This window comes from Streptomyces hygroscopicus subsp. hygroscopicus, from assembly GCF_001553455.1.
GTDB classification, from domain to species: Bacteria; Actinomycetota; Actinomycetes; order Streptomycetales; family Streptomycetaceae; genus Streptomyces; species Streptomyces hygroscopicus.
Genome location: NZ_BBOX01000072.1, coordinates 40,616 through 53,237 on the forward strand (window position 1 = coordinate 40,616; position 12,622 = coordinate 53,237).

A 12,622-nucleotide genomic window follows, 5' to 3' on the forward strand; every position below is an offset into this window, starting at 1 on the left:
AGGCTGCCCTGCCTGTCCCCCCACGGATTGCCCGATGAGTGAAAGACTTTCCCAACGCATGGGTGCACAGCGAGAAGACAGCGTCTGGATACGACGATTCCATCCGGCGCCCGGCAGCCGCGCCCGGCTGGTCTGTTTGCCGCATGCCGGGGGTTCCGCGTCGTTCTTCTTCCCGATGTCCCAAACGCTTTCCTCGTCCGCCGATGTCCTGTGCGTGCAGTATCCGGGGCGTCAGGACCGGCGGCAGGACGCGCTGATCGAGAACATCGGTGAGTACGCCGACACCATCGCCGCGGAGTTGAAGCCCTGGCTCGATCTCCCGCTGGTCTTCTTCGGGCACAGCATGGGCGCGGTTCTCGCGTTCGAGGTGACCCGCCGGCTGGAGGAGGCCGACGCGGAGTTCTCCGCGCTCGCCCTCTTCGCCTCGGGCCGCCGGGCGCCGTCCTGTTACCGCGAGGAGAATGTGCACCGGCGTGATGACGACGGTGTCGTACGCGAGATGAAGCTGCTGAGCGGCACCGATGCGCGCGTCCTCGGAAATGAGGAGATTCTGCGCATGGCGATGCCGGCGATTCGCGGTGACTACAAGGCGATCGAGACCTACCGTTGTGCGCCCGGCGCCGCCGTCCGCACCCCGATCACCGTGCTGACCGGCGACAACGACCCCAGGACCAGCCTCGAGGAGGCCACCGCGTGGCGGTCGCACACCACCGGGGCGTTCGACATCCGGGTGTTCCCGGGCGGCCATTTCTTCCTGGCCGGACATCAAGAGCAGATCATGAGCCTCGTCGCGGAGGCGCTTTCGGGGCCGAGACCCTGAGCCGACCGCTTCGAAACCTAGCCGACGCACTGGAAAACACCGCGCGCCACGCCCGATGTACCCGGCGGTCCGTCAGGGGGCACCAGGTGGCGTTCCTCGGGGGATGAATTCTTTGCCTGCGAACCTCTTCGAGTGGGAGAACCACCTGTCGGCGCTGCGCGAAATGCTTCGCGGTGCGACGCAGGGCCGCGGCCGGCTGGCTCTTGTCAGCGGTGCGGTGGCCAGTGGGAAGACCACGCTGCTGAACACCTTTGCCGAACAGGTCATCGAAAATGGCGCGTTGCTCCTGGAAGCGACCGGTTCGCGCGCCGAGAGCGACCTTCCCTTCGGAATTCTGCGCAAGATTTTCGACAACGCCGCGATGCCCCCCGATGTGCGATCCGAAGCGATCGCGCTGCTTGACGGGAACGCACTGGAAAGCACCGCCGCGGGACGCATGCACGTGATGTCCCAGATTTCCTCGGTACTGCTGCGAATGGTCGACGATCGCACTCTTGTCGTCCTCGTCGACGATGTGCACTGCGGTGACGACCAGTCCCTGGAATTCCTGCTCCATCTGGCCCGCCGGGTGCGTCAGGCGAAGGTTCTCATCGTCCTCACCGAATCCCCCCGGCTCCGCCAGGAACAGTTCACCTTCCACGCCGAACTGCTCCGCCAGCCCAACTGCGTCCGCATGCGGCTGCACATGCTCACCGAGGCGGGTGTCGCCGAGGCGCTGGCCGGCTCGATGTCCACCACCGTCGCCGCCCGCCTGGCCCCCGAATGCCACCGCGTCTCCGGCGGCAACCCGCTGCTGCTGCGCGCCCTGCTGGAGGACTGGCGGACCCTCGGCGAGCACGGCGAAGCCCTTCAGCGCCCCGCGCCCGGTGAGGCGTTCGCCCACGCCGTCCTCGGCTGTCTGCACCGGGGCGAGCCCGAGGTGGTGCCGATCGCCCGCGGGATCGCCGTCCTGGGCGACGCCCGCTCCCCGCGCCTGCTGGGCCAGCTCCTGGACCTGAGCGTCAACACGGTCCAGCAGGGCGTCCAGGACCTGCACCAGTGCGCCCTGCTGGAACACAACGCCTTCCGCGACGAGGTGGCCCGCACCGCGGTGCTCGACGCGATCCCCCCGGCCGCCCGCTGCGCCCTGCACGCCCGCGCCGCCCGGCTGCTGCACACCGACGGCGCCTCCGCCCTCGACGTCGCCCGCCAGCTGGTCTCCGCCCGCCAGGACGCCGAACGCTGGACCGTCCCGGTGCTGCGCGAGGCCGCCGAGTTCGCCCTGGTCGACGAGGAGCTGGAGTTCGCGCTCCGCTGCCTGGAACACGCCCACCGCGCCTGCGAGCCCGGCCCCGAGCGCACCGCGCTCAAGGCCCGGCTGGCCGGCGTCGCCTGGCGGAACGGCCCGGCCGCCGCCGAAAGCCATCTGCCGGAGCTCACCGAGGACGCGCGGAAGGGCCTGCTCGCCCCGCGCGACATCGCCCCGATCACCTCCTACCTCGCCTGGTCGGGACGGCTGGACGCGGCGGCCGACGGTGTCAGCGCCCTGGCCCGCACGGCCGGCACCGGCGACGACCCCGCGACGACCGCCGCCGTCTCCGCCGCCGCCCAGTGGCTGACGATGCTCAGCCCGCCGCTGCGCGACCGCCTCCCCACCGTCGGGGCCGGCGGCGCGGCGGCCACCGGCGCCCCGCGCGACCCGGCCGGCCTGGCCCACGCCCACGCCGCGGCCACCATGTCCGCCGCGCTCACCGACGGCCAGGCCGACCGGGCCGTCATCGAGGCCGAACGCGCCCTCCAGCGCTACCACCTGAGCGACAGCACCCTCCAGCCGCTGGTCGTCGCGCTGCTGGCGCTGGTCCTGGCCGGCCGGCTCGACCTCGCCCTGTCCTGGTGCGAGCGGCTGCTGGGCGAATGCGCCTCCCGCCGCGTCCCCAGCTGGCAGGCGCTGCTGTCCGCGGTACGGGCCGAGATCGCGCTGCGCCAGGGCGATCTCCAGGTCGCCGCGAACCAGGCGCGCACCGCGATGGCGCGGATCCCGGTCCAGGGCTGGGGCGTGGGGCTGGGACTGCCGCTGTCCACCCTGATCCAGGCCGAGACCGGGATGGGCCACTACGACGAGGCCATGGCGCTGCTCGAACAGCCGCTGCCCGACGAGCTCTTCCGGACCCTCCCCGGGCTGTTCTACCTGCGGGCCAGGGGCCGCTGCCATCTGGCCACCGGCCGTTACCACGCCGCGCTCGGCGACTTCACGACCGCCGGTGAGCTGATGGACACCTGGCGGATGGACATGCCCCTGCTCATCCCCTGGCGGCTGGACGCCGCCGAGACCTGGCTCGCCCTCGGCGATCCGGGGCGTGCCCGCGCGCTGGCCGAGGAGCAGCTGCGGCGCGGCCCGGACGACGCCCGGCTGCGCGGCGCCCTGCTGGTCGTCCTGGCCCGCACCGACGAGCTCAAGCGCCGGGTGCCCCGGCTCAAGGAGGCCGTCGAGATCCTGGAGGGCGGCGACGACCGCGTCCAGCTGGCCGGCGCGCTCGGTGAACTCGGCCGCGCCTACCGCTCATTGGGCGACTTCAACCGGGGGCGGGTGTTCGTCCGCAAGGCCTGGCACGTGGCGAAGACCTGCGGCGCCGATCCGCTGTGCCGGGAGCTGATGCCGCGGCACGCGGACAGCGGCGAGTTCGCCGCGGCCGCCGCCCAGCCGGGCCAGGGGAGCGAGCCGCAGCGCGATGTGGAGGCCCTGACCGAGGCGGAGGTGCGGATCGCGGTGCTGGCCGCGCACGGCAACACCAACCGGGAGATCGCCTCCAAGCTGTTCGTCACCGTCAGCACCGTGGAGCAGCACCTGACCCGCATCTACCGCAAGCTGAACGTCAAGCGGCGCCGCGACCTGCCCGCGAAACTCTCGGACAGCAGCCTGACCGGGACGGTGTGAGGGCCCGTCGGCCACCGAGTGCCGCGGGGAGCGCGCCGTGTGCCGCGGGGGGGACGCGGCGTGTGCCGCACGGAACGTGCCGTTGGCCGCGGGGAGCGCGCCGTTCGCCGCACGGAACGCGGCGTTGTGTCCGCAAGGCGGCGTTCGGCCACGGCGACGGCGTCGTCAAGCCGCGGTCAGGAGAGCAGACCGCGTTCCATGGCCGTCATCACCGCCGCCGTGCGGTCGGAGACGCCGAGCTTGCGGTACGAGCGCAGCAGATGCGTCTTGACCGTGGCCTCGCTGACGAACAGCTGCGCGCCGATCTCCGCGTTCGTCAGCCCTCGGCCGACCAGCCGCAGCACCTCGCGCTCACGGCCGGACAGCGGGGACGGTTCGGCCACCCGGGTGCGGAAGAGCTTGCCCGCCAGGGACGGGGTGAGCACCGTCTCGCCGCGCGCCGCCGTCTGCACCGCGTCGATCAGCTCCTGACGCGAACTGCCCTTGAGCAGATAGCCCGCGGCGCCCGCCTCCACCGCGCGCAGAATGTCGGAGTCGTCCTCGTACGTGGTCACGATGACCACCTTGCAGCCCGGCACCTGCCGCAGGATCTGCCCGGTGGCCTCGACCCCGTCCATACCGCCCATGCGCAGGTCCAGCAGGGTGATGTCCGGCCGCAGCGCGACCGCCTGGACCACCGCCTCCTCACCGGAACCGGCCTGGCCGACCACTGTGATCCCGTCGGCCGACTCCAGCATGGCGCTCAGCCCCTCCCGCACCACGGGATGGTCATCGGCCAGCAGGACCCTGATCGGACCGCTCCGGCCGCTCGCCGTTGGCTCAGCCATTCACTGCCTCCCCGGTCAGCGCCGTCACCGGCACGCTCACCTCCACGGTGGTGCCCCGTCCGGGGCTGCTGGTGACGGACGCCACCCCGTCGATCTCCTCCACCCGGGCCTGCATTCCGCGCAGCCCGTAGCCTTCCTGCGTACCGTCCGGGGTGAACCCCTCGCCGTCGTCGCGGACCAGCAGCCGCACCCCGCCCTGGTCGAAGACCACGATCACATCCACCGTACGGGCCCGCCGGGCGTGCTTGCGCACATTGGCGATGGCCTCCTGCACCGTGCGCAGCAGCACCACGCTCACCGCCATCGGCAGCGGCTTCTCCTCGCCCCTCACCGAACACCGCACCTCCAGGCCGGTCTCGGCGATCAGGCCCTCCGCCTGGCGGCGCACCGCCTGGGTGAGCGAACCGCCGCGCAGCGCGGGCGGGGTGAGGGCGGCCACGAAGTCACGGGCCTCGGCGAGCGACTCCTTGGCCACCCGGCCGGCCAGCGACAGATGGTTCACCGCCTGGTCGGGAGCGTCGCGCACCTCCGACTCGGCCGCCTGTACCAGGCTGATGATGCTGGTCAGACCCTGCGCCAGGGTGTCGTGGATCTCCCGGGCCAGCCGCTCGCGCTCGGCGGAGATACCGGCCTCGTGGGAGAGCCGGGCCACCCGCTCCCGGCTGTGCCGCAACTCCTCGATGAGCTGCCCGCGCTCCTTGCTCTGCCGCACCACCCGCTTGATCCACATCCCCAGCAGCACCGACAGCGCGATGCTCAGCAGCGAGACGGGCAGCACGCCCCAGACGCTCAGCCCCAGTTCCTCGCCGATGAACGCGACCACCAGCACGGGACACAGGTTGGCCACCGTGGCCAGCGCCACCGCCGAGCCCATCGGCAGGCTCATGATGAGCATCGGGATGACCGCGAACAGCGCGAACGCGCCGATCAGGTTGAACGCCGTGGTGACGCAGAACAGGGTCACCAGGCCCGCCGCGAAAACCAGGTTCCGCGGACCGTGGACGTCCTCGATCATCAGCGACCGGCCGACCGCCGCGTACCAGGGCACCATCAGCGTCAGCGCCGCGATCGGGACGGAGCCGTTGACCTGGGAGTCGCTGGAGAGGAAGAGCAGGATCGCCGTGACGAGATAGGAGACGGCGAAGAAGCCGTCCCACAGGCCGAACCAGCGGGTACCGGACTCCGGACCGTAGTACGCCCCGGTCGGCGAGCCCTCCCCCGGAGAGTGATTGCGCACGGCCTCAGTACTACCACGCGTGTCCACCGTGTCCACCGGACGGTTGACAGTCAGAACCCACCGTTCAGTCGTCTCGCGGCGATCGGTCCGCTCCTAGCGTTGAGCTGGGTGGGACGGAAAGCCGTCGCACCGGACGCACATCATCCCTTGGCTTGGAGAACGTCGCATATGCCACAGATGAGCCAGTTCATGTCCGCACTGATCGCCAGTGGCACGATCCTGATCATCATCCTGGCGACCGATATCGGCCGCCGCCGCATCACCACGATGCGGATGGTGCGCTCGGTCATCGCCGTCGCCGTGGTCATCGCGATCTTCGTCGATTCCTTCCCGACCAAGGGCAACGACCTGTCCCTGCAGCTCGTGGGCGTCGGCACCGGTGTCATCTGCGGTCTGATCGCCGGAGTGCTGCTGCCCGCCTACCGGGACGCCACATCCGGTGAGCTGTACACCATCGGTGGCATCGGCTACGCCCTGGTGTGGATCGTCCTGTCCAGCGGACGCATCCTCTTCGCCTACGGCGCCGAGCACTGGTTCACCATGGACCTGGTCAAGTTCTCCATCGACTACAAGATCAGCGGCCAGGACACCTACGCCAACGCGTTCGTCTTCATGTCGCTGGCCATGGTGCTGACCCGCACCGCCGTCCTGCTGGCCAAGATGCGCAAGCTGAACGCCCAGGGAACGGGCGGCGGCCGGCTGCCGCAGCAGAGCGCCACCGGTGCGTCGGTCTGAACCGCCTGGTTTCATAGTCCATCAACCCCCGCCGGGCCGGACCCGGCACCCGTCTGACGCAAGAGCAGGGTGAACCAGTGGAACGCCATGACAACCTGAGGCTCCGACCGCCTCGGCACCGGGTCGACCGCCGCGCCATCGGCTGGTGGACTCTGCAGTCCGCCGTCTTCGCCCTGCCCCTGCCGCTCACCTTCGGGATCCTGTGGGCCTCCATCCCGCCCACCCGCGAGTTCTTCATGTGGGCCACGCTGATCTCGCTCGTCCCCGGGCTGCTCTACATGGCCGTCATGCCGGCCTGGCGCTACCGGGTGCACCGCTGGGAGGCCACCAACGAGGCGGTCTACGCGGCCTCCGGATGGCTCTGGCAGCAGTGGCGGGTCGTTCCGCTGTCCCGGGTCCAGACGGTGGACACCCTGCGCGGCCCGCTCCAGCAGATGTTCGGGCTCTCCGGAGTCACCGTGACCACCGCCTCCTCCTCGGCCGCCGTGAAGATCAAGGGCATCGACCACCAACTGGCCAGTGATCTGGTCGAGTACCTGGCCAAGTGCACCCAGGCCGTCCCGGGAGACGCCACATGACGTCCGACACCTCCGTGCGGTCGCCGTCCCACGCGGCCGACCACGACTGGGGGCGGCTCAACGGCCGGCTGCTCCTGGTCAACCTCTCCATCCTGGCCGCACCGGTGGCCATGTTCCTGGCCAGCCTCGCGATCACCGGCGGCGAGGCCAACCTCCAGGTCATCATCACGCTCGGCTCGCTGTTCGTGACCCTCCTGGTCATCAGCGGCATCGGGCTGATGCGGCTGTTCACCACCCGCTACCGGCTCACCGAGGACCGGTTCGAACTCCACTCCGGTCTGCTCTTCCGCAGCCGTCGCTCGGTCCCGATCGGGCGGATCCGCGGCGTGGACCTCACCGCCAACCCGGTCCACCGGATCTTCGGCCTCACCACCCTGCGGATCGACAGCGGGGAGCAGAGCGCCGACGCCGGCCGCCGGCTCTCCCTCGACGGCATCACCAAGGCCGAGGCCCTCGAACTGCGCCGCCGGATCATCGCCCTGCGCGACGCCGGACGGGCCCGGCCGGTGGCCGACAGCGACGGCGTCCTCAGCCGGCTGGACTGGTCCTGGCTGCGCTACGGCCCGCTGACCGTATGGGGCGTGGGCGGTGTCTTCATCGCCGCGGCCAGTGCCTTCCGCGTGCTCCACGAACTCCAGGTCAACCCGCTCGAACTCGGCATCGTCAAGGACATCGAGCACCGCTTCGGCACCATTCCGCTCTGGTACGGCATCCTGCTGGCCGTCGTCGTCATCGTCGTCCTCGGCATGGCCGGCTCCACCGCCACCTTCATCGAGAACTGGGCCGGCTACGAACTGCGCCGCGAGGACGGCGGAGTCCTCCGCATCCGCCGCGGACTGCTGGCCACCCGCTCCGTGAGCATCGAGGAACGCCATCTGCGCGGCCTGGAACTCGTCGAGCCCATCCCGCTGCGCTGGGCCAAGGGCGCCAAGCTCAACGCCGTCGCCAGCGGCCTGGGCGACCGCGAGGACAACCGCAGGCGGCGCGGCCTGACCCCGCCCACCCCGCGCGGTGAGGCGCTGCGGGTCGCCGCCCAGGCGCTGCCGGGCGGACCCGGTCTGATCGAGCGCCAGGGCCTGCTCCCGCACCCCAAGGCGGCCCTGCGGCGCCGGATCAACCGGGCCCTCATGTGGTCGGTCCTGATCGCGGCCGTCCCCGTGGTGCTGGGCCTGTGGTTCGGTTCCTGGCTCATCACCACCGGTGTGATCACCGGCGTGGTGCTGGTGGTGGTCCTGGTGGCGTTCGCCTTCACCGCCTACCGCACCCTGGGCCACGGACTGCGCGGCCACTATCTGGTGGCGTCCTCCGGGGCGTTCGCCCGCCGCACCGTCGCCCTCCAGCGCGAGGGGATCATCGGCTGGAAGTTCTCCCGGACCCCCTTCCAGCGCCGGGCCGGACTGCTCACCGTGGGCGCCACCACCGCCGCGGGCGAAGGCGTCTACCACGTGCACGACCTGACCGAGGGCCAGGGAATCGCCTTCGCCGAGACCGCGGTACCGGGGCTGCTGGCCCCGTTCATCGAGAGAGCCCCCGACCGCGGCTGACCCTCCCCGAGACCAACTGGCGATCCCCCGAGAGGTGGAGGGGCGGACCGAAAGGCCGCCCCTCCACCTCTGAAACAACCGAATACTGGACGCGTTTATTTGCGAGAGATCCTTGTCGCCACCGGAATTCTCATGCACTCTGGTGAATTAAGCGTGGCCCTTGCGCGACACCCCCCGGATACGGGACTCCACAGGGATGATAGGGGTCCATAGGGGGTTTGAAGGGGTTTCTAGCGGCCCTGCCCTGTGTAAAGCTGACGTACGGTCTTGGTGTTATGTCTGCGAGGGTAATGGGGCGCGCGATGGTGAGTGAGTCCGTGGATTTCACGCCCGAGCACACCGAAATGCGGGGCGCGAGCCCCGACGGAGCGTCCCCGTGGCGGGAGCGGCTCGCCGGGCTCCCCGAGGCCGAGCGCGCCGAGGCCCTCACCGCATGGGTCGGCGAGATCGTCGCACAGGCCCTCAAGGACAAGGCGCCGGATGTCATCGACCCCGAGCGCCCCTTCCTCGACCTGGGCTTCGACTCCCTCGCCACGGTCGAACTGCACGCCCGGCTGACCGCCGCCACCGGACTGCGGCTGCCGGTCACCCTCGCCTTCGACCACCCCACCCCCGCCGACCTCGCCCGCCATGTGCGGGCCGAACTGCTCGGTGAGAGCGACGGCTCCGGCCCGGCCGCGGCCGACGCCGCAATGGGCCCGATCGCCGCCGACGAACCCATCGCGATTATCGGAATGAGCTGCCGGTTCCCCGGTTCGGTCGACTCCCCCGAAGAACTGTGGGAAATCGTCGCGGGCGGAAAAGACGTCATCTCCGAATTCCCGGTGGGCCGGGGCTGGGATCTCGCCGGGCTTTACGACCCCGATCCGGACAGGGCGGGCAGCAGCTATACCCGTGAAGGCGGATTCCTGCACGACGCCGATGAGTTCGACCCGGCGTTCTTCGGAATTTCGCCGCGTGAGGCGCTGGCGATGGATCCGCAGCAGCGGCTGCTGCTGGAGACCTCCTGGGAGGTCTTCGAACGCGCCGGTATCGACCCCGCCACCCTCCGGGGCGGCCGGGCCGGTGTGTTCGTCGGCGCCGAGGCCCAGGACTACGGCCCCCGGCTGCACGAGGCCGAACAGGGCTTCGAGGGCTATCTGGTCACCGGCAACGCCGCCAGCGTCGCCTCCGGCCGGATCGCCTACACCTTCGGCTTCGAAGGCCCCACCGTCACCGTCGACACCGCCTGCTCCTCCTCCCTGGTGGCGCTCCACCTGGCCGTCCAGGCGCTGCGCGCGGGCGAGTGCACCATGGCGCTCGCCGGCGGCGCGGCGGTCATGGCCAACCCCGGCTCGTTCATCGCCTTCAGCCGCCAGCGCGGACTCGCCCCCGACGGCCGCTGCAAGCCGTTCGCCGCCGCGGCCGACGGCACCGCCTGGGGCGAAGGCGTCGGCATGCTGCTCGTCGAACGGCTCTCGGACGCCCGGAGACACGGCCACCGGGTCCTCGCCGTCGTCCGCGGCACCGCGATCAACCAGGACGGCGCCAGCAACGGCCTCACCGCCCCCAGCGGCCCCGCCCAGCAGCGCGTCATCCGCCAGGCCCTCGCCAACGCCGGGCTGTCGGCCGGTGAGGTGGACGTGGTGGAGGCACACGGCACCGGCACGACCCTCGGCGATCCCATCGAGGCGCAGGCGCTGCTCGCCACGTACGGGCAGGAGCGGGACGGCGACCGGCCGCTGTGGCTCGGCTCGCTCAAGTCCAACATCGGCCACACCCAGTCCGCGGCCGGGGTCGGCGGCATCATCAAGTTGGTCATGGCGATGCGCCACGGCGTCCTGCCGCGCACCCTGCACATCGACGAGCCCACCCCGCACGTCGACTGGACCGCCGGTGACATCCAGCTGCTGACCGAGGAGCGGCCCTGGCCGGAGACCGGCCGCCCGCGCCGCGCGGGCGTCTCCTCCTTCGGCATGAGCGGCACCAACGCCCACGCCATCATCGAACAGGCCCCGGCCCCCGCCGACGGTCAGCAGGGGGTGGCCGTCCAGCACGGACTGGACGGGCTCGGTGGTCAGGACGGTCTCGGTGGCCAGGGCGGGCTCGACGGTCAGGGCGACGAGGGGAGCGCGGAGTCCGCCGGGCGGGTCCCCGCCGTACTGCCCTGGGCCCTCTCCGCCAAGACCCCCGACGCCCTCCGCGGCCAGGCCCGGCGGCTGCACGCGCTGCTGGAGGCGGACCCCGGGCTCGCCCTCACCGATATCGGCCACTCCCTGGCCACCACCCGCGCCACCTTCGAACAGCGCGCCGTGCTCCTCGCCGGTGACCGCGACGGCTTCCTCGCCGCCCTGCGCACCCTCGCCGAGGGCGGCGACGGGCCGTCCGTCGTCCGCGGCGCGCCCGCCGCCGGAAAGCTCGCCCTGCTGTTCACCGGGCAGGGCAGCCAGCGCCTCGGCATGGGCCGCGAGCTCTACGACACCTACCCCGTGTTCGCCGAAGCCCTCGACGACGCCGCCTGGTATCTCGAGGAGCAGCTCGAACTTCCCCTGCTCGACGTGCTCTTCGCCGAGCCGGGCACCCCCGAGGCCGCCCTCCTCGACCGCACCGACTACACCCAGCCCGCCCTGTTCGCCGTCGAGGTCGCGCTCTACCGCCTCGCCGAGTCCTGGGGGCTGCGCCCCGACCTGCTCGCCGGACACTCCATCGGCGAGATCGCCGCGGCCCATGTGGCCGGGGTGCTGTCCCTGGAGGACGCCGCCGCGCTGGTCGCCGCCCGCGGCCGGCTGATGGGCGAACTGCCCGCCGGTGGCGCCATGGTGGCCCTCCAGGCCACCGAGGACGAGGTGCTGCCGCTGCTCGCCGGACGCGAGGACCGGATCGGCGTCGCCGCCGTCAACGGCCCCCGTTCCGTCGTCGTCTCGGGCGCCGAGGAGGTGGCGCTGGAGATCGCGGCGGCGTTCGAGGCGCGGGGCCGGAAGACCAAGCGGCTCACCGTGAGCCACGCCTTCCACTCCCCGCTCATGGACGGCATGCTCGCCGAGTTCCGGCGCGTCGCCCAGGTGCTGGAGTACGCGCCGCCGCACATCCCCGTGGTCTCCACCGTCACCGGGCGGGTCGCCACCGCCGAGGAGCTGTGCTCGCCCGAGTACTGGGTGAACCATGTCCGTGCGGCGGTCCGCTTCCTCGACGGTGTGCGGACCCTCGCCGACAAGGGCGCCACCACCTTCCTGGAGCTGGGCCCCGACGCCGTGCTCACCGCCATGGCCCAGGACTGTCTGTCCGACGCCGACGCCGACGCCGACGGCACCGGGTACGCCCCCGCGCTGCGCGGCGGGCGCCCCGAGGCGGAAACCCTGACCGCGGCCGTGGCGCTGGCGTACGTCCGGGGCAAGAAGGCCGACTGGGCCGCCCCGTACGCCACCACCGGCGCCCGCACGATCGACCTGCCCACCTACGCCTTCCAGCGCCAGCGGTACTGGCTCAACGCCCCGGCCCCGGCCGGACCGGGCGCGGAGGTTGTGCCGGGTGGTGCCGTCGATGGGCGGTTCTGGGATGTGGTGGAGCGTGGGGATGTGGCCGCGTTGGCGGCGGAGTTGGCGGTGGATCCGGGGGTTTCGCTGGGTGAGGTGTTGCCGGCGTTGTCGTCGTGGCGGCGGCAGGAGTCGGTGCGTTCGGTGGTGGACGGTTGGCGTTATCGGGTGGTGTGGAAGCCGGTGGGGATGGGGTCGGCGGCTGGTGTGGTGGGTGGCTGCTGGGTGGTTGTGGTGCCTGCTGGTGAGGCTGCTGGTGGGGCTGGTGGTGTGTGGTTGGAGGGTGTGGTGCGTGGGTTGGCGGGGCGTGGGGTTGATGTGCGGGTGGTTGAGGTGGGGGCTGGGGATCGGGCTGGGGTGGCGGGTGAGCTGCGTGCGGCGGTGGGTGGTGTGGTGGTGTCGGGTGTGGTGTCGCTGTTGGCGGTGGGTGAGGGCGAGGGTGAGTTGGGTTTGTT

Annotated in this window: 8 protein-coding genes; 6 read left to right on the forward strand and 2 right to left on the reverse strand. The window is 71.4% G+C overall.

Going from position 1 to position 12,622, the window contains the following annotated elements:
* The first annotated feature begins 58 nt into the window (after positions 1–58).
* Positions 59–820, forward strand: a complete 762-nt coding sequence (locus tag AXW62_RS08700) for a thioesterase II family protein (RefSeq protein WP_060943994.1) — start codon at positions 59–61, stop codon at positions 818–820.
* A gap of 103 nt (positions 821–923) precedes the next feature.
* A complete protein-coding gene (locus AXW62_RS46625; RefSeq protein WP_060943995.1) occupies positions 924–3,734 on the forward strand; it encodes a helix-turn-helix transcriptional regulator in 2,811 nt (936 codons plus the stop codon).
* A gap of 176 nt (positions 3,735–3,910) precedes the next feature.
* Here the strand turns inward: AXW62_RS46625 and AXW62_RS08710 are convergent, their stop codons facing one another.
* Together AXW62_RS08710 and AXW62_RS08715 are read right to left on the reverse strand one after the other, a co-directional pair.
* The gene (locus tag AXW62_RS08710; RefSeq protein ID WP_051886463.1) at positions 3,911–4,561 is read right to left on the reverse strand and encodes a response regulator transcription factor; all 651 of its coding nucleotides are present in this window, start codon (positions 4,559–4,561) and stop codon (positions 3,911–3,913) included.
* Positions 4,554–5,798, reverse strand: a complete 1,245-nt coding sequence (locus tag AXW62_RS08715; RefSeq protein ID WP_079106144.1) for a sensor histidine kinase — start codon at positions 5,796–5,798, stop codon at positions 4,554–4,556. Before AXW62_RS08715 ends, AXW62_RS08710 begins: the two co-directional genes overlap by 8 nt.
* A gap of 189 nt (positions 5,799–5,987) precedes the next feature.
* Here AXW62_RS08715 and AXW62_RS08720 point away from each other — a divergent pair, with 189 nt between their 5' ends.
* The 4 genes from AXW62_RS08720 to AXW62_RS08735 form a co-directional block, all read left to right on the forward strand.
* Positions 5,988–6,533 carry a hypothetical protein gene (locus tag AXW62_RS08720; protein ID WP_252368545.1) on the forward strand — a complete coding sequence of 182 codons (546 nt, stop codon included), beginning with the start codon at positions 5,988–5,990 and terminating at the stop codon, positions 6,531–6,533.
* Positions 6,534–6,610: 77 nt separating this feature from the next.
* Complete coding sequence (locus AXW62_RS08725) at positions 6,611–7,111, forward strand: PH domain-containing protein (protein WP_030836730.1); 501 nt, start codon at positions 6,611–6,613, stop codon at positions 7,109–7,111.
* Positions 7,108–8,655: a PH domain-containing protein gene (locus AXW62_RS08730; protein WP_060943998.1), complete on the forward strand. Its 1,548-nt coding sequence runs from the start codon at positions 7,108–7,110 to the stop codon at positions 8,653–8,655. Before AXW62_RS08725 ends, AXW62_RS08730 begins: the two co-directional genes overlap by 4 nt.
* Before the next feature lie 317 nt (positions 8,656–8,972).
* A partial coding sequence (locus AXW62_RS08735; RefSeq protein ID WP_252368546.1) for a type I polyketide synthase occupies positions 8,973–12,622 on the forward strand: 3,650 nt, incomplete at its 3' end.

What these genes read in the sequence shown, in the direction of transcription:
- AXW62_RS08700 (WP_060943994.1), top strand. Translation starts at nt 59, where the DNA reads ATGGGTGCACAGCGAGAAGACAGCGTCTGGATACGACGATTCCATCCG.
- AXW62_RS46625 (WP_060943995.1), top strand. Translation starts at nt 924, where the DNA reads ATGAATTCTTTGCCTGCGAACCTCTTCGAGTGGGAGAACCACCTGTCG.
- AXW62_RS08710 (WP_051886463.1), bottom strand. Translation starts at nt 4,561, where the DNA reads ATGGCTGAGCCAACGGCGAGCGGCCGGAGCGGTCCGATCAGGGTCCTG.
- AXW62_RS08720 (WP_252368545.1), top strand. Translation starts at nt 5,988, where the DNA reads ATGTCCGCACTGATCGCCAGTGGCACGATCCTGATCATCATCCTGGCG.
- AXW62_RS08730 (WP_060943998.1), top strand. Translation starts at nt 7,108, where the DNA reads ATGACGTCCGACACCTCCGTGCGGTCGCCGTCCCACGCGGCCGACCAC.